This is a genomic window from Curtobacterium sp. MCPF17_050 (assembly GCF_003224435.2).
GTDB lineage: Bacteria > Actinomycetota > Actinomycetes > Actinomycetales > Microbacteriaceae > Curtobacterium.
The window spans coordinates 1,309,076-1,325,144 of sequence record NZ_CP126250.1 but is presented as its reverse complement, the minus strand read 5'-3'; the positions used below and the strand labels follow the sequence as shown (position 1 = coordinate 1,325,144).

Genomic DNA, 16,069 nt, shown 5'->3' with positions numbered 1-16,069 from the left:
GGCCTTTCCGGGATGGAGCTGCGCCCCGGGTCACCGGGTCGTGGGTGCCTGGAGCTGGTTCGGGTCGGACTCTACGGAGGACCCCGCGGAACCCTCGTCCGACGCGCTGGCCGCGCCGGTGTTCCCAGCGTCGGCGGCCGGTGCCGGAGCTGCGGGGGCCGGAGCGGCGGCGGCCGGAGCGGCAGGCGCCGGAGCGGCAGGGGCCTGGCTGCTGGCCGCCGGTGCCGTGTCCGAGGCGCCGGTCTCCTTGCTCGTGGCGGTGTCCCCGGCCTGGGCTGCGAGGGGGACGTCACCGAGCAGGGCGTTCGGGACCTGGTTCGCGGTGTTCCCCGTCGCTTCTTCCGGGGTCGCGGGCTTCGGCGTGCCGTACACCGTCCCCGTCTTCGGGTCGAGGTAGACCGGCGTCGAGTTCGCGATCATCCCGAGGGCCTGCGCGTTCCGGGCCAGGTTCTGCGGCGACTCGAGCACCTTGAGGTCCTCGGACAGGGACGCCTGGGTCCGCGTGAGCCCGGTCTGCTCGCTCTTCAGGGAGCTGAGCGTGTAGGCGCCCTGGCTGAGCGCCATGCTGATCCCGAGCTGCGCGAGGAGCAGGACGCCGAGCGCCGCGATGGCCACCACGGCGTAGGCCACCCGGGGGCGGGCACGCCGCTGTGCCTTCGTCGGGGCGACCTCGACGAGCTCCGGGCGGCGGTCGCGGTCCGGGCGCGGGGCACGCGACGGGGCGACGACAGGGTCGACGAGTGCGAGGTTCGTGCTCATGTCACTTCCGGATCCGCTCGGCCGCGCGCAGGCGCACGGGGGTGGCTCGGGGGTTGGCGGCGCGTTCCGCCTCGTCGGCCTGTTCCGCGCCCTTGACGACGAGGGTGAAGGTCGGCGCGTGCTCGGGGAGCTCCACCGGCAGGTCGGCCGGTGCGCTCGAGGTCGTGCGCTCGACGAGGGCCCGCTTCACGATGCGGTCCTCGAGGGACTGGTAGGACTCGACGACCAGGCGGCCGCCGACCCGGATGCGGTCGAGCGCGGCGGGGATCGCGCGCTCGAGGACGCTCAGTTCGGTGTTGACCTCGATCCGCAGCGCCTGGAAGACGCGCTTGGCCGGGTGCCCCTGGCGCTGGATCGCGACGGGGGTGGCGTCGTGGAGCACCTGCACGAGGTCGCCGGACATCGTGAAGGGCGTGGTCGCCCGGCGTTCGACGATCGCCTTGGCGTAGCGGCCGGCGAGCTTCTCCTCGCCGTAGCGCTGGAAGATCCGTCGGAGTTCGCGCTCGTCGTACTCGGCGAGGACCTCGGCCGCGGTGATGCCCTGCGTCCGGTCCATCCGCATGTCGAGCGGCGCGTCCTGGCTGTAGGCGAAGCCACGCTCGGCCCGGTCGAGCTGGAGTGACGAGACGCCGAGGTCGAACAGGACCCCGTCGACCTCCGCGATGCCGAGCCCGTCGAGGGCGGCCGGGAGTTCGTCGTACACGGTGTGCACCAGGTGCACACGGTCGCCGAAGCGAGCCAACCGCTCCCCCGCGATGCCGAGTGCGTCGGTGTCGCGGTCGAGGCCGACCAGGGTCAGATCGGGGAACCGCTCGAGGAGGCCCGCCGAGTGTCCGCCCATGCCGAGCGTGGCGTCGACGACGACCTTGCCCGGACCCTCGAGGGTCGGGGTGAAGAGGTCGACGATGCGCTCGAGCATGACGGGGGTGTGCGGGAACCGTTCGGGTGTGCTCATCTGCGCCCCTGCCCTCCTGGGCCGCGGGTCCGGATCCCCATCCATGCGACCTGACACCGGGGAAGGTGTGTCAGGGCTTCACGGCTGGGAGTCCCGATCCACGGATCAGAAGATGCCCGGGATCACCTCCTCGTCGTTCTCGGCGAATGCCTCTTCGGCCTCGGCGTAGTAGGCCTCCCATGCGCTGGTCGACCAGATCTCGGCACGGTCACCGCTGCCGATGACCGTCAGGTCCCGCTCGAGCCCCGCGTACTCGCGGAGGTTCTGCGGGATCGTGACGCGGTTCTGCTTGTCGGGCTGCTCCGCGCTCGCTCCGGAGAGGAACAGGCGCATGTAGTCACGGGTGCGCTTCGACGTCATCGGTGCCTGGCGGATCCGTTCGTGGAGTTCCTCGAAGGTCCTGGCACTGAAGACGACCACGCACCGCTCCTGGCCGCGGGTCATGACGAGTCCCCCGGACAGTTCGTCCCGGAACTTGGCGGGGAGGATCACGCGACCCTTCTCGTCGAGCTTCGGGGCATGGGTACCGAGCAGCACGTCGGGGCCTCCCCTCAGCTCCACTCGTCGTCGTCATCCCCCACGGTACTCCACTTCCCTCCACTCCGCTGTGCAAACGCCCCACTCGGGTGTCCCGGCACCCCTACTGGGGGTCTCCAGCGTGCGCCGACCACGCCCGCGACCCCGGATCTGCGCGGATCGTGGCGTGACGGCCGCCGGTGGAGCGGAGTGGAGGGGAATCCGCGGGCCGAGGGCGCCGAGACCGCCCGGAGGGCACAGAAAAACGGGGCCGGCCTCGGAAGGCCGACCCCGTGGAGGGATGTGGAGGAGCTAGTCCTGCTGGTTGCGCTTGTCCCAGCGCTCGTTCATCCGGTCGATGAAGGAGCCGCCGGATGAACCCCGTGCGGGACGGGTCCCACCGCGGGCTCCTGGTCCGGACGACGCGGTCCGGGTGGGGCGAGCGGTCGGGGTACGACCACCGGGGCGCAGGGCGAAGAGGACCCCGCCGAGCATGACGACGAAGCCCAGCACGCCGATCAGGGGCTGCTTGATGACCAGGCCCAGCACGATCACCCCGACGCCGACGAGGCCGATCAGGACGCCGATCGTGATCGCGGTGTACGTCGGACGGCCCTGGCGGCGACTGACGCGCGCCACGAAGTCGGAGTCGTTCTGGTAGAGGCTCCGCTCCATCTCTTCGAGGAGTCGTTGCTCTTGCTCCGAGAGCGGCATCTTGGTTCCCTCTTGTTCCTGGGATCGACGCGGTGGAAGGGGTGGATCGATCTTACGACCGGGCCACCCACTAAGGTAAGGACCGTGGCTGAGAGTACGCGATTAGTGGACCTCGTCTCGGCGCGGATCGATCGGGCTCTCGACGAGCAGCGCGACCGCCTCGCGGCGATCAGTCCGGACCTGCTCCCCTTCGACACGTTCGCGCGTGACCTGCTCGGCGGCGGCAAGCGCTTCCGCGCCCTGTTCTGCTACTGGGGCTGGCAGTCCGTCGCCGGACGCTCCGGCTCGTTCGACCCACTGTCCGAGGGGTCCCGCCAGACGACCGCCGAGGCCGTCGTCACCGCCGCCGCCGCGCTCGAGGTCTTCCACGCCGCGGCCCTCGTGCACGACGACATCATGGACCGGTCGGACACCCGTCGCGGGCGTCCCGCCGCCCACCGCCGGTACGAGTCGCTCCACGCCGAGTCCGGCTGGGTCGGAGACCGCGCGCTCTACGGCACGAACGCGGCCCTGCTGCTCGGGGACCTGCTGCTCTCGCTGAGCGACGCCGTGTTCGACGAGGCCCTCGCCCTCCTCGACCCCGTCCGGGCGCGCATCGTGCGGCAGGAGTTCCACGCGATGCGGCTCGAGGTCACCGCCGGGCAGTACCTCGACATCCACGAGGAGACCGCCTGGCCGACCGTGGACGACGCCGAACAGCTCGTCCGCGCGCAGCGGGTGATCGTCTTCAAGTCCGCCAAGTACTCGGTGGAGGCACCGCTGCTCATCGGAGCGCTCATCGCCGGCGCGAGTGCGAACCAGCTCGACGGCCTGCGGTCCTTCGGTCTCCCCCTCGGCGTGGCCTACCAGCTGCGCGACGACATGCTCGGGGTCTTCGGCGACCCCGAGGTGACCGGCAAGCCCGCCGGCGGCGACCTCCGCGAGGGCAAGCGCACCGTCCTCGTCGCCACCGCCCGCAAGGCCCTGCCGGTCGGTGCACGGCAGCTGCTCGACGAGCTCCTCGGTGACCCGGACCTCGACGACGACCAGGTGCAGATGCTCCGCGCGACGCTCACCGAGTCCGGTGCGGTCAGCGCGGTCGAACGCTCGATCGACCGGCACGTCCAGCGTGCCAAGGCCGCCCTCGACGCCGCACCGCTCACTCCCTCGGCGCGCGACCAGCTCGCGGCCCTCGCCGACACCGTCAGCAACCGCTCCGCCTGACCGGGCGCGCGCGGCACCGCAGACGGACGGGAGGCCCGGGTACCAGCTGGTACCCGGGCCTCCCGTCCGTCTGGCGGTCGCGTCTAGAGCAGTGCCTGGGCCGCGCGGCGCACTTCCGCCTTGCGGTTGGCGCGCAGGGCGGCGACGGGCGTCGTCCCCATCGCGTCGTCGTGCGTCAGCATCCAGCGCACGGCCTCGTCGTCGGTGAGCCCGTTGTCGCCGAGGACGATGAGGGTGCCGCGCAACGCGGGCAGCGGCTCGGTGCCGTCGAGGAACTCGACGGGGACGCGGAGCACGCCGTCGACGCGGGCGGGGAGCAGCGTGCGCTCCTCGAACAGACGGTGGACACGGCCGGGGCTCACCCCCAGCAGGTCGACCAGGTCGGGCACGGTCAACCAGCGTTCGGACAGGGCGTCGTCTCCGGGAAGGGCACTCACGGGGACCATCGTGCCAGAGCCGGGCGGGCTCGCGCAGCACACCACGGCGGTGAACAGCGTCGTGTCGGGCGGCCGATCCCCCGCTGAGTCACAGCAGTCACACCCGCATCACCCGACTCTCTGGTTGACTTGGGACCACCGGCGTGTCAGCGTGTGGTCACCTGTGCGTGACGTGCGCGCACGGCCGCCAGAGCCACCCCGTGCCGACGACGTGCGGAGACAGGAGAACGACCGTGGACAGGGACACGACCGCAGACGAGGCAGCGCGCCGCATCCGCTCCGCCCGCTTCGCCACCATGCCGATCGTCCTGGCCGGCACGATCGCCGTGACCGCCGGGCTGACCGGACCGATCGCGCACGCCGAGCAGCGCCACGACGACGACACCGGGAAGCGTCACGTCGACGCGGACCGGGACGTCCACGTGGACCGGGACCTCGGGTCACGCCCGGTGTTCGCCACGGCCGTGGCGCGCCCCGCGACGCCGGTCGCCACCACCGTCGCCGCGACGCGCACCGCCGCGCCGACGACGTACACGGTGCAGCAGGGCGACACCGTCTCCGGCATCGCGGCCCGGTACGGCCTCTCCGCGCAGGAGATCCTCGTCCGCAACGGCCTCGGTTGGAACACGATCATCCACGCCGGGCAGACGCTCCGCCTCGCATCGACCCCGGTCGGCGCCGCGCAGTCCGCGGCGTCCGGCACCGCGAGCTACCACGTCAAGCAGGGCGACACCGTCTCGGGGATCGCCGCCAAGGTCGGCGTCTCGACCGCCGCGCTCCTCACCGCGAACGAGCTGTCCCAGCGCAGCGTCATCTACCCGGGCCAGACCCTCCGCGTCCCCGCCGGCACCGCGAGCGCGACGAAGACCGCGACCACCGCCGGGCCCGTGGCACCGTCCGCCGGCCCGACCACGTCGTCGGCCGTCGTCCGCGGCGGCTCGGTCACGATCGGTGACGGCGACACCATCGCATCGGTCGCGACGACCCATGGCGTGTCCGTCGCGTCCCTGCTCGCCGCGAACGGTCTGACCTACACGAGCACGATCTACGCCGGCGGCACCCTGGTCCTCCCGACGAGCGGGGCGTCCCTGTCCAGCGAACAGCGCGCGAACGCGGCGACCATCGTCCGCGTCGGCCGGTCGCTCGGGGTGCCCGACCGCGGGCTCGTCATCGCGCTGGCGACGGCGATGCAGGAGTCGAGCCTCCGCAACCTCGCGCACGGCGACCGCGACTCGGTCGGGCTGTTCCAGCAGCGGCCGAGCCAGGGCTGGGGGACGCCCGCGCAGCTCCAGGACACCGTGTACGCCTCGGAGCTGTTCTTCGGCGGCTCGCGGAACCCCAACCCGGGTGTCACCCGGGGGCTCCTCGACGTCCCCGGCTGGTCGTCGATGAGCGTCACCGAGGCCGCCCAGGCCGTCCAGCTGTCCGCGTACCCGAAGGCCTACGCCCAGTGGGAGCAGTCGGCGGCCGCCTGGCTCCGCTCGCTCTGAGCCGGTCGCCCCCGGCCCGACCCCGACCCCCGGGTCATCCCTCCGGTCGAGATCGTGTAACGACCGGTGCGCCGGTGCGCTCGTCCGGTGCACCGCTTCGTAGAATGCCGCAGATGACCACGAACGCCGCCACGGACCCGATGATCGGTCGCATGATCGATCAGCGGTACCGCGTCCGCTCCCGCATCGCGCGGGGCGGCATGGCGACCGTGTACCTCGCCACCGACGTCCGCCTCGAGCGCCGCGTCGCCGTCAAGATCATGCACGGCCACCTCGCGGACGACCAGGCGTTCCGGGAGCGGTTCATCCAGGAGGCCCGTTCGGCCGCCCGCCTCTCCCACCCCAACCTCGTCGGCGTCTACGACCAGGGTGCCGAGGACGACTGCGTCTACATCGTCATGGAGTACATCCCGGGCATCACGCTCCGCGACCTCCTGCAGGAGCACCGCGCCCTCACGCCGGAGCAGGCGACCGACATCCTCCGGGCCGTCCTGGCCGGGCTGGCGTCCGCGCACCGCGCCGGGATCGTGCACCGCGACCTGAAGCCCGAGAACGTGCTGCTCGCCGACGACGGCCGGATCAAGCTCGGCGACTTCGGGCTCGCCCGGGCCACCACCGCGAACACGGCCACGGGTGCGGCCCTGCTCGGGACCATCGCGTACCTCTCCCCCGAACTCGTCACCCGTGGCGCCGCTGACTCGCGGAGCGACATCTACGCGCTCGGCATCATGCTCTACGAGATGCTCACCGGCGAGCAGCCCTACAAGGGCGAGCAGCCGATGCAGATCGCCTACCAGCACGCCAACGGCACCGTCCCGGCGCCGAGCGCCGCGCTGCCCGGCGTCCCGGCGGAGCTCGACGACCTCGTCGCCTGGGCCACCGCGCGGGACCCCCGCGACCGACCCCGTGACGCCCGCGAGATGCTCGACCACATGGCCGGCGGGCAGCAGCGCGCCACCGGTCAGTACCGGACGGCCGTCCTCCGCCCCGAGAACGCGACCGCGATCCTCCCGTCGGGTGGCAGCGCCGGCGCAGCGACCTCCGGCGACGACGTCGAGGACGCGAGCGAACACGACACCACGGTGCTCGACCGCCGCGGGACGCAGGAAACCCCGCCGCGTCGGCCCGGCGGCCGATCGGCACCCGGGCCGCGACGAACCGGCGCCGTCACCGCCGCGCTCTCCCCCGCCGGGCAGCGACTCGCGGACAAGTCCGTCAAGCGGCGGAAGCGCGGGTGGATCGCCCTCGTGGTCGTGGTCGTCCTCGCGCTCGTCGGCGCGGGCATCGCCGCGTGGTACGGCCCCGGCCCCGGCGGCAACGTCCGGATCCCTGCGGTCGCCGGCAAGACCGTCCAGCAGGTGCGCCAGAGCCTCGAGTCGACCGGCCTGCGTGCCGCGGCCGCGACGACCAGCCGTCCCGACCTGTCCGTCGAGGCCGGCCTGGTCACCGCGACCCAGCCGCCCACGGACCGCGAGGTCCGGAAGGGCACGGCGGTCCGCATCGTCGTCTCGAGCGGCCCCCGCATGATCGCCCTCCCGGCGATCGTCGGTCAGTCCGTCTCCACCGCGCAGGCCGCCCTGGACGACGACTTCCGGCTGCAGGACCCGCGGTACGAGTTCTCCGCCGACGTGCCCGCCGACACCGTGATCGCCGCGACCGGCCGGGACGGCTCCGGCGCCGTCGACCTGACCACGGTCGAGCGCTACCCCGAACGCGGACCCGTGACCCTGACCGTCTCACTCGGAGCCGTCCCGGACGTCACCGGGAAGACCGTCGACGACGCCAGAGCCGCCCTCGCCGCCGTCGGCCTCGAACTCGGTGCCCAGACGCAGCAGTACAGCGAGGACGTCCCGACCGGTCAGGTCATGTCCGCGACGGTGACCGACGACCCGGCGGAGAAGGGCTCGGCCGTGGACGTCGTCGTCTCGCAGGGACCGGCGCCGATCGCCCTCCCCGACGTCTCCGGCGACACCGTCGACGAGGCGCGCGCGAGGCTCGAGGCGCTCGGCCTCGAGGTCACCTACCCCGACTGCACGAACATCCTCTGCGGGTTCTACGACTGGGAGAGCAAGCTCCCCGTGCGCTCGACCGACCCGGCGCCGGGCACCACCGTGCACAAGGGCGACACCGTCACCCTGGCCTACGACCAGTAGCCCCCGTCGGACCGGAGGCCGGACGCACGGGAGGCCCGACACCGGTCCGGTGTCGGGCCTCCCGTCCGTCAGCGGGGTGCGCCGGGGCGACCGCCGCTGGTGGCGGCGTCGATCAGCGCGCCACGGACGGGTGCGCGCGGAGCTCCTCGGCCACCAGGAAGGCGAGCTCGAGCGACTGCATGTGGTTGAGGCGCGGGTCGCACAGCGACTCGTACCGGGTGGCGAGGGTCGCCTCGTCGATGTGCTCCGAGCCGCCCAGGCACTCGGTGACGTCGTCGCCCGTGAGCTCGACGTGCATGCCGCCCGGGTACGTGCCGACCGCGCGGTGCACCTCGAAGAACCCGAGGACCTCGTCCACGACGTCGTCGAACCGGCGGGTCTTGTACCCGTTCGGCGTGGTGAGCCCGTTGCCGTGCATCGGGTCGGTCACCCAGAGCGGGTTCGCGTCCATGCCCTTGACCGCTTCGAGCAGCTTCGGGAGCTCGTCGCGGATCCTGCCGGCGCCCATCCGGGTGATGAAGGTCAGGCGGCCCGGCTCGCGCTCCGGGTCGAGCTTCTCGATGAGGGCCCGCATGTCGTCGACGCTCGTGGTCGGCCCGAGCTTGACGCCGATCGGGTTCCGCACGCGGGACAGGAAGTCGACGTGCGCCCCGTCGAGGTCGCGGGTGCGCTCCCCGATCCAGATGAAGTGGCCGGACGTGTCGTACGCCTGACCCGACCGGGAGTCGATCCGGGTCATCGGGCGCTCGTAGTCCATGAGCAGGCCCTCGTGCGAGGCGTAGAACTCGACGTGCTTGAGCGCCTCGAAGTCGGCGCCGCACGCGGCCATGAACTGGATCGCACGGTCGATCTCGGCCGCCAGGTTCTCGTACCGGGCGTTCGCCGGGTTCGCCGCGAAGCCCTTGTTCCACGAGTGCACCTGGCGCAGGTCGGCGAACCCGCCCTGCGTGAAGGCGCGGACGAGGTTCAGCGTGGACGCCGCCGTGTGGTAGCCCTGCACGAGCCGACGCGGGTCGGCCTGGCGTGACTCCGGGGTGAAGTCGTACCCGTTCACGATGTCACCGCGGTAGGCCGGCAGGGTGACGTCCCCCCGGGTCTCGAGGTCGCTCGACCGGGGCTTCGCGAACTGCCCGGCCATGCGGCCCATCTTGATGACCGGGGTCGACGCACCGTAGGTGAGCACGACGGCCATCTGCAGGATGGTCTTCACGCGGTCGCGGATCGAGTCCGCGGTGGCGCCGGCGAAGGTCTCGGCGCAGTCGCCGCCCTGCAGCAGGAACGCCTTGCCCTGGGCGGCGGCGGCAAGGCGGTCGCGCAGCTGGTCGACCTCGCCCGCGAAGACGAGCGGCGGCAGCGTGGCGATCTCCGCGGAGGCGGCCTCGGCAGCGGCGGGGTCCGGCCAGCTCGGCTGCTGCTTGATCGGGAGCGTGCGCCAGTGGTCGAGCCCCGCGATCACGTCAGGGTCCTGCAGGGTGAGGGAGTCGATCGACTCGGACAAGGCTGCACCTCGGTGTTCTGGTCGCACGCGGCCGTCGCCGGGACGGCGTCCCGACGGTTGCGGGACTGTCCGAGCCTACCGTCCGGGTGTGACCCGACGCTCCCGCATGACGGTCTCGCGGGCGGTCGTCGCGCGCTCCTTGACGCTCGTCGCGTAGACGTCCTCGTACTCCTGCCGGCTCAGCCCGCGGAGCTCGTGCATGATCTCGTCCGTCACGCTGCGGAGGATGAACCGGTCGGTCTCGAGTCCCTCGAAGCGGGAGAAGTCGAGCGGCTTGCCGAAGACGACGCCGACGCGCTTGAACTTCGGGAACTTCTGGCCGATCTGCTGGACCTCGCGGGTGCCGACCATCGCGACGGGCACGACGACGACCCGGCCCTCCAGGACCATCCGGGCGATGCCGGTCCGGCCGCGGTAGAGCTTGCCGTCCGGGCTGCGCGTGCCCTCCGGGTAGATGCCGAGCTGCTCGCCGCGGGCCAGGACCTGCAGCCCGGTGCGGAGCGAGGCCTCCGATGCCTTGCCGCCGGAGCGGTCGATGGGGAGCTGCCCGATCGCGTTGAAGAACGTCTTCGTCGCCCAGCCCTTCAGCCCGCGGCCGGTGAAGTAGTCGCTCTTCGCGAGGAACGACATCCGCCGGTCGAGCACGGCGGGCAGGATCACGGAGTCGATGAACGACACGTGGTTCGACGCGAAGATGACCGGCCCGGACCGCGGGACGTTCTCGCGGCCGATCACCCACGGCCGGAACAGCGTCAGGATGAGCGGGCCGAGCACGAAGTTCTTCAGCAGCCAGTAGAGCATCGTCGACTCCGTCGGGTGGGGTGTGGTCAGGCCGTGCGGGCGTGGATGCGGGCGAGGTCGGCGGCACCGACCACCCCCGCGTCGTTGACGAGCTCGGCGATCACGAAGTCCGGCTCCGGGTGGTAGCCGCGGGCCGGGAGGTTGTTGAGGTACGCCTGCTTGATCGGCTCGAGCAGCCGGTCCCCGGCGCTGGCGACCCCGCCGCCGAACACGAACAGCTGCGGGTCGAGCACCGCGGACAACGACGCGCACGCCTCGCCCAGGTGCCGTCCGAGCCGACGCAGCGCGGCGAGGGCGCCGGGGTCGTCGGCCAGGATGAGGTCCCCGACGACCGCGCCGTCCAGGTGGCCGCCGTTCGCGTCACGGGCCTCGGCCAGTGCCACGCCGATGCCACCGGCGTCCGCGACGTCGTTCGCCATCCGCTGGAGGGCGCGGCCCGAGCCGTACTGCTCGATGCACCCGCGCGCGCCGCACCCACAGGGCAGGCCGTTCGGGACGATGCGGAGGTGCCCGATCTCGCCGCCGGTGCCGAACCCGCCACGGAACAGGCGGTCCTCGGTGACGATCGCGCCCCCGACACCGGTGCCGATCGTCAGCATGGTCATGTCCGACACCAGGCGACCGGCACCGAAGCGGAACTCGGCCCATCCGGCGGCGTTCGCGTCGTTGTCGACGGTGATGTGCAGGTCGCCGAGACGCTCCTGCAGCTTCTGGCGCAGGGGTTCGTTCCGCCAGCGGATGTTCGGCGTGTAGTAGACGATCGACTGCGATGCGTCGATGAAGCCCGGCGCCGCGACCCCCACCGCACCGACCTGGTGCTGGAGGCTGAGGCGCTCGACCATCGACACGACGTCGTCGAGCATGGCGATCGGGTCCGCAGCGTTCGTGGCGACGCGGTCCTCGGCGAGGATCTCGCCGAGCTCCGTGACGACCGCTCCCGCGATCTTGGTGCCCCCGATGTCGATTCCGATGGCATGCACGAAGACGCAGCCTACCGGTTCGGTGGCGGCGCACCGAACGGGTGGACGCTCACCGAACTCCGGAGGAGTCGTCCTATGCTGAGTGTGAGCCGTCTCGACGATGAGCGGACTCACATCGAACCGGCCGACGAGGGAGTTGCCGTGACCGATCAGCGTGCCGACCGCACCACGTCCACCAGCAGGGGCGGGTCCCCTGCCGAACACGGCGCCGGCCTGGTCGCACCGGACCACGGTTCAGCGGCCCGCCTGCTCTCCGACCGGGCGACGCTCACGCCCGACCGTCCGATCCTCGCCGAGCGCACCGGCGACACCTGGTCCGGCATCAGCGCCGCCGACGTCCTCGCGCGCGTCCGCGGCATCGCGAAGGGCTTCGTCGCAGCGGGGCTGCAGCCCGGCGCCCACGTGGCGATCCTCTCGCGCACGCGGATGGAGTGGACACTCGTCGACTTCGCGGTGTGGACCGCGGGTCTCGTGTCCGTCCCGGTGTACGAGACGAGCGCGCCGGACCAGATCCGGCACGTCCTGGCCGACTCCGAGTCCGTCGCGATCGTCGTCGAGCAGGAGGAGCACGCCCGACGGGTCGCCGGCATCGCCGCGGACCTGCCGCACCTCGGCCAGCACTGGACGATCGACGGCGGCGGTCTCGACGACCTGACCCGCCTCGGTGAGGACGTCAGCGACGAGGAGCTCGACGGCCGGACGGCCACGGTGTCCGGGCGCGACGACGCCACGATCATCTACACCTCGGGGACGACCGGGCGGCCGAAGGGCTGCGTGCTCCGACACGACAACTTCACCGCCACCGTGGAGAACGCCACCGAGGCGATGTCGGAGGTGGTGGCCGGGGATGCTTCCACCCTGCTCTTCATCCCGATGGCCCACGTGTTCGCCCGGTTCATCGCCGCGATGTCGGTCTCCGCCGGCGTGCTCGTCGGCCACGAACCGGACACGAAGGACCTGCTGAGGGCGGTGTCGACCTTCAAGCCGACCTTCCTGCTCGCGGTCCCCCGGGTGTTCGAGAAGATCTACAACTCGTCCGAGCAGAAGGCCGACCTCGGGGGCAAGGGCAGGGTCTTCCGCGCGGCAGCCGCGACCGCCGTGGCGCACTCCGAGGCCGTCGCGGCCGGTCGGGTGCCGCTCGGCCTCACGCTGCGCTTCCGGCTCTTCGACAAGCTCGTGTACGCGAAGCTCCGGGACGCACTCGGCGGTCGGGTCCGCTACGCGATCAGCGGGTCCGCGCCGCTCTCCCCGCGCCTGTCCCACTTCTTCCGCTCGATCGGCGTCGTCATCCTCGAGGGCTACGGCCTCACGGAGACGACCGCGCCCGCGACGGTGAACCGTGCGACGGAGCTGCGGATCGGCACCGTCGGTCGTGCCCTGCCGGGCGTGGAGGTCCGGATCGCGGACGACCAGGAGATCCTGATCCGCGGGGTCGACGTCTTCGACCGCTACTGGCGGAACCCGGAGGCGACGGCGGCGGCGTTCCGCGACGGCTGGTTCCGCACCGGCGACCTCGGCCGGCTGGACGCCGACGGGGTCCTCACCGTGACCGGGCGCGCGAAGGAGCTCATCGTCACCGCGAGCGGCAAGAACGTCGCGCCGGCGCCGCTCGAGGACGCCATCCGCGAGCACCCGCTCGTCGGGCAGGTCGTCGTGGTCGGCGAGGGCAAGCCGTTCGTCGCGGCGCTCGTCACGCTCGACCGCGAGATGCTCCCCGGTTGGTGCGAGGCGCGCGGGATCGCACCGGCACTGAGCCCGCAGCAGGCCGCTCACGACGAGCGGGTGCAGCAGGCCGTCCAGGAGGCGGTGGACGCCGCGAACAGCCGGGTCTCCCGCGCCGAGTCGGTCCGGTCCTTCTCCGTCGTCGACGCGGACCTCACCGAGGCCTCCGGTCACCTCACACCGAAGCTGACGATCAAGCGGGCGGTCGTCCTCCGGGACTTCTCAGCCGACGTCGAGCACATCTACTCGGGGTCGGCCGTGCAGACGACGTCGACGCCGGTCGTGCCGTCGCGTCGGCGGCCCTGACAGCGCTGACGGTCCCGCGGCTCGACCGCCTGGAGGCCCGTCACCCGTCTGCGAGACGGGTGACGGGCCTCCAGTGCGTCGTCTGTGGGGGGACCGAGGCGCCGCAAGCGCTGCTGGCCGGCCCCACACGACTCAGGCCTGCGGGACCTCCGGGGAGTCGATCGGATCGAGCACCGCGGTCGCGGCGGGGCCGGACGAGGTCGGCTCCGGGAGTCGGTTGGTGCGGGTGCGGTGCGAGCTGAGCTCGTCGTTCTGAGGTGCCATCGTGCTCGTCCTCGTGCGTGGGATGTGAGGTCGGCGGGAGACCGACCCGCACACGCTACCGCGTGATCTGGCTGTCCTGACAATCCCGCGTCCGGGTGTCATGACCGGCGTCGGAGGGACGCCGGTCATGGCTGCTCAGCGGCGCATCATCACCACGGCGGACGACACGGCCCGGACGGTCGAGACACCGGGGTGGGTGATCGCGACACGGACCCGGTACTTGGCCTGGGGCAGGGAGCCCAGGGCGAAGCGGACCGAGTTCGTGCCGTCCTTCACCGCGATGTCCTTCGCGATCGTGTGCCAGTCCCCGGTGCCCTTCCGTGCGACCGACACGGCCGCCGTCGCGCCCGGTTCCCAGGCCGCGTCGTGGAACGTGACGGTCGTCGGGCCGGTCGAACTGGGGTCGGCCCGCAGGTGGATCGCCTTGAGGTGCCAGGTGAGGGCTCCCGGGTCCTCGTTCGGGTCGTAGCGGAGCTGCGTGATCGACCTGCCGTTCCAGCCGAGTTCCGGGGCGAGGGCGTCCTCGTCCAGGTCGTTCTGCGCGCTGAGGTCGATGTCGATCCGCTTGGCGTTCACGCCCGACCAGGTGAGCATGTCGTTGCCGATCTGCGGCACGGTCGACGACTGGTCCCACCAGATGAGCCGTGCCATCTTCCCGCCGCCCGGTGTGCCCGCGAGCGAGAACGACCCGTCGTACGAGTACTCCACCGACAGGTTGTGGTACGTGTCCGCGGCGAACTTCGACACCGGCAGGGTCAACTGCGAGTCGCCGGGGTACTGACCGGAGTTCCGCGCGGTCATGCCCCGTCCGCCGTACCCGAGCACGGTGGCGTACTTGACGCCGACACCGCTCGCGTTGTCGGCGGTGGTGAAGACCCAGGGCTTCCCGCGCTGTCGCGTCGCCAGGTCGACGCCCTGGCGGACGTTGGGCGAGTCGACCACCGGGCGCGGCCGGCGCACGACGGTGGTGGTGCCGTAGGTGCCGGCCGGGTAGGCGGCGTGCGCCCCGCCGGTGCCGTGCAGGCGGGTCCAGTCGATGCGCGCGGTCCCGGTCTTGCCGGCGGGCAGGACGACCGGGTCGAGACGGAGCGCGACGATCTTGCCGGACCAGGCCCGCTTGGACTGCAGGGTCGAGGAGGCCAGGGACAGGTCGTAGACCTTGTTGCCGGGAGTGACCGGGAACGTGATGCCGCCGCCGCACTCGGAGGTCTTCTCGCGGCAGGTCCACCACCACACCGCGCCGATCTGGCGGTCGAACGGCTGGTCCATCTTGAACGACAGCCGCTTGTACCGGGAAGCGTCGACGGGCTTCGCGGCACCGTCACGGCCGTACGGCAGGCTCCCGCTGATGGTGTCGACCAGCGACACCGCGTCGCCCGAACGGAGCGCGACCTGGAGCTTCCCCGCCTTCACGGACGTGGGGGTCCCGACCGAGTCGGTGTTCTGGTCGGCGGTGTTCGAGTAGTTCCACGGGTCGCCGTAGATCTCCGAGGCGAAGTCCGGCGACTCGACCTCCCGCGTGGCGGCGGCCGCGGGTGCGGCATCGGGCACGACGCTGACGGTGGTGCCCACGAGTGCCGCGAGGGCGGCGGTGACGATGACTGCTGCGGTACGACGACGTGTCGCCGGGCGGCGCTGCTGCATGCTGCTGATCCCCTGACCTGGACCGCCACGGCGGCGGTACCAGGTGACCGTACACAACGCCGGCGCCTGGGTCTGTCCGCCGTTGAGCGGACAAACCCGCTCCAGTTCGGAGGGGTGGTCAGCGTTCGGCGGTCAGTGGAACCAGTCCTGCGCGCGGATGTCCCGCAGCGCCTGCCGCCGGGTCTCCGGGTCGAGCGTCATCACGTACACCGTGCCGTCGAGGTGGTCGCACTCGTGTTGCAGGGCCTCCGCCATCAGGCCGGTGCCCTCGAGCACGACCTCGGCACCGTCGACGTCGACGCCGCGCACCTTGGCGTAGGGGAACCGTCGCGTCGGGTACGCCAGACCCGGCACCGACAGGCACCCCTCGTCCATGAGCTCGGGCTCGCCCGCGGTCTCGACGAGCTCCGGGTTGAGGACGTACCCGACCTCGCCGTCGACGTTGTAGGAGAACGCACGGAGTCCGACACCGATCTGCGGCGCCGCGACGCCGGCACGACCGGGCTCCTTGACGGTGTCGAGGAGGTCCTGGACGAGTTCGCGGACCCCCTCGGAACCGATCCGGACGGGATCGGCCGGTGAGCGGAGGACGGGGTCGCCGAACAGGCGGATGGGACGGACGGTCAC

Annotated in this window: 15 protein-coding genes; 4 read left to right on the top strand and 11 right to left on the bottom strand. The window is 71.9% G+C overall.

The genetic code is table 11. The annotated features are described in order from the left end of the window. Positions 1-30: 30 nt before the first annotated feature. The 4 genes from ftsL to DEJ34_RS06320 all read right to left on the bottom strand — a co-directional run bounded on the left by ftsL (position 31) and on the right by DEJ34_RS06320 (position 2,944). Positions 31-759: a cell division protein FtsL gene (gene ftsL / locus DEJ34_RS06335; RefSeq protein ID WP_110899941.1), complete on the bottom strand. Its 729-nt coding sequence runs from the start codon at positions 757-759 to the stop codon at positions 31-33. A gap of 1 nt (position 760) precedes the next feature. Beyond that, on the bottom strand, positions 761-1,714 hold the full coding sequence (gene rsmH, locus DEJ34_RS06330; RefSeq protein WP_110889605.1) for a 16S rRNA (cytosine(1402)-N(4))-methyltransferase RsmH: 954 nt from the start codon (positions 1,712-1,714) through the stop codon (positions 761-763). Positions 1,715-1,819: 105 nt separating this feature from the next. Further along, on the bottom strand, positions 1,820-2,251 hold the full coding sequence (gene mraZ / locus DEJ34_RS06325; RefSeq protein ID WP_110825266.1) for a division/cell wall cluster transcriptional repressor MraZ: 432 nt from the start codon (positions 2,249-2,251) through the stop codon (positions 1,820-1,822). A 291-nt stretch (positions 2,252-2,542) separates the two neighbouring features. Further along, entirely contained in the window at positions 2,543-2,944 is a 402-nt protein-coding gene (locus DEJ34_RS06320; protein WP_110910940.1) for an SCO2097 family morphological protein, read from the bottom strand. An 84-nt stretch (positions 2,945-3,028) separates the two neighbouring features. On the opposite strand from DEJ34_RS06320, the gene DEJ34_RS06315 reads away from it, so the two are divergent. After that, on the top strand, positions 3,029-4,147 hold the full coding sequence (locus tag DEJ34_RS06315; RefSeq protein ID WP_110910941.1) for a polyprenyl synthetase family protein: 1,119 nt from the start codon (positions 3,029-3,031) through the stop codon (positions 4,145-4,147). 83 nt (positions 4,148-4,230) lie between these two features. Here DEJ34_RS06315 and DEJ34_RS06310 read toward each other — a convergent pair whose 3' ends face one another. Next, entirely contained in the window at positions 4,231-4,593 is a 363-nt protein-coding gene (locus DEJ34_RS06310; RefSeq protein WP_110825263.1) for an Rv2175c family DNA-binding protein, read from the bottom strand. 224 nt (positions 4,594-4,817) lie between these two features. Between DEJ34_RS06310 and DEJ34_RS06305 the strand changes: the two genes are divergently transcribed. Together DEJ34_RS06305 and pknB are read left to right on the top strand one after the other, a co-directional pair. Further along, positions 4,818-6,074 carry a LysM peptidoglycan-binding domain-containing protein gene (locus tag DEJ34_RS06305; protein ID WP_258368246.1) on the top strand — a complete coding sequence of 419 codons (1,257 nt, stop codon included), beginning with the start codon at positions 4,818-4,820 and terminating at the stop codon, positions 6,072-6,074. A gap of 113 nt (positions 6,075-6,187) precedes the next feature. Beyond that, positions 6,188-8,227 carry a Stk1 family PASTA domain-containing Ser/Thr kinase gene (gene pknB / locus DEJ34_RS06300; RefSeq protein WP_110900111.1) on the top strand — a complete coding sequence of 680 codons (2,040 nt, stop codon included), beginning with the start codon at positions 6,188-6,190 and terminating at the stop codon, positions 8,225-8,227. 112 nt (positions 8,228-8,339) lie between these two features. Here the strand turns inward: pknB and DEJ34_RS06295 are convergent, their stop codons facing one another. The 3 genes from DEJ34_RS06295 to DEJ34_RS06285 all read right to left on the bottom strand — a co-directional run bounded on the left by DEJ34_RS06295 (position 8,340) and on the right by DEJ34_RS06285 (position 11,506). Further along, positions 8,340-9,683, bottom strand: coding sequence for a class II 3-deoxy-7-phosphoheptulonate synthase (locus DEJ34_RS06295; protein WP_110900110.1), 1,344 nt, complete (start codon positions 9,681-9,683; stop codon positions 8,340-8,342). Positions 9,684-9,800: 117 nt separating this feature from the next. Further along, on the bottom strand, positions 9,801-10,526 hold the full coding sequence (locus DEJ34_RS06290; RefSeq protein WP_110889603.1) for a lysophospholipid acyltransferase family protein: 726 nt from the start codon (positions 10,524-10,526) through the stop codon (positions 9,801-9,803). 26 nt (positions 10,527-10,552) lie between these two features. Then, entirely contained in the window at positions 10,553-11,506 is a 954-nt protein-coding gene (locus DEJ34_RS06285) for an ROK family protein (protein WP_110825507.1), read from the bottom strand. 213 nt (positions 11,507-11,719) lie between these two features. On the opposite strand from DEJ34_RS06285, the gene DEJ34_RS06280 reads away from it, so the two are divergent. Next, the gene (locus tag DEJ34_RS06280) at positions 11,720-13,534 is read left to right on the top strand and encodes an AMP-dependent synthetase/ligase (RefSeq protein WP_375342304.1); all 1,815 of its coding nucleotides are present in this window, start codon (positions 11,720-11,722) and stop codon (positions 13,532-13,534) included. A gap of 132 nt (positions 13,535-13,666) precedes the next feature. On the opposite strand, the gene DEJ34_RS06275 is transcribed toward DEJ34_RS06280, so the two are convergent. From DEJ34_RS06275 to DEJ34_RS06265, 3 genes are all read right to left on the bottom strand, one after another. Further along, a complete protein-coding gene (locus tag DEJ34_RS06275; RefSeq protein WP_258368247.1) occupies positions 13,667-13,798 on the bottom strand; it encodes a hypothetical protein in 132 nt (43 codons plus the stop codon). Between the two features lie 135 nt (positions 13,799-13,933). Then, positions 13,934-15,442 carry a hypothetical protein gene (locus tag DEJ34_RS06270; protein ID WP_110910942.1) on the bottom strand — a complete coding sequence of 503 codons (1,509 nt, stop codon included), beginning with the start codon at positions 15,440-15,442 and terminating at the stop codon, positions 13,934-13,936. Between the two features lie 132 nt (positions 15,443-15,574). Continuing rightward, positions 15,575-16,069 carry a peptide deformylase gene (locus DEJ34_RS06265; protein WP_110899939.1) on the bottom strand — a complete coding sequence of 165 codons (495 nt, stop codon included), beginning with the start codon at positions 16,067-16,069 and terminating at the stop codon, positions 15,575-15,577.

Excerpts from the sequence above, each read along its gene's own strand:
- ftsL (WP_110899941.1), bottom strand. The coding sequence starts at position 759 with ATGAGCACGAACCTCGCACTCGTCGACCCTGTCGTCGCCCCGTCGCGT.
- rsmH (WP_110889605.1), bottom strand. The coding sequence starts at position 1,714 with ATGAGCACACCCGAACGGTTCCCGCACACCCCCGTCATGCTCGAGCGC.
- DEJ34_RS06320 (WP_110910940.1), bottom strand. The coding sequence starts at position 2,944 with ATGCCGCTCTCGGAGCAAGAGCAACGACTCCTCGAAGAGATGGAGCGG.
- DEJ34_RS06310 (WP_110825263.1), bottom strand. The coding sequence starts at position 4,593 with ATGGTCCCCGTGAGTGCCCTTCCCGGAGACGACGCCCTGTCCGAACGC.
- pknB (WP_110900111.1), top strand. The coding sequence starts at position 6,188 with ATGACCACGAACGCCGCCACGGACCCGATGATCGGTCGCATGATCGAT.
- DEJ34_RS06290 (WP_110889603.1), bottom strand. The coding sequence starts at position 10,526 with ATGCTCTACTGGCTGCTGAAGAACTTCGTGCTCGGCCCGCTCATCCTG.
- DEJ34_RS06275 (WP_258368247.1), bottom strand. The coding sequence starts at position 13,798 with ATGGCACCTCAGAACGACGAGCTCAGCTCGCACCGCACCCGCACCAAC.
- DEJ34_RS06270 (WP_110910942.1), bottom strand. The coding sequence starts at position 15,442 with ATGCAGCAGCGCCGCCCGGCGACACGTCGTCGTACCGCAGCAGTCATC.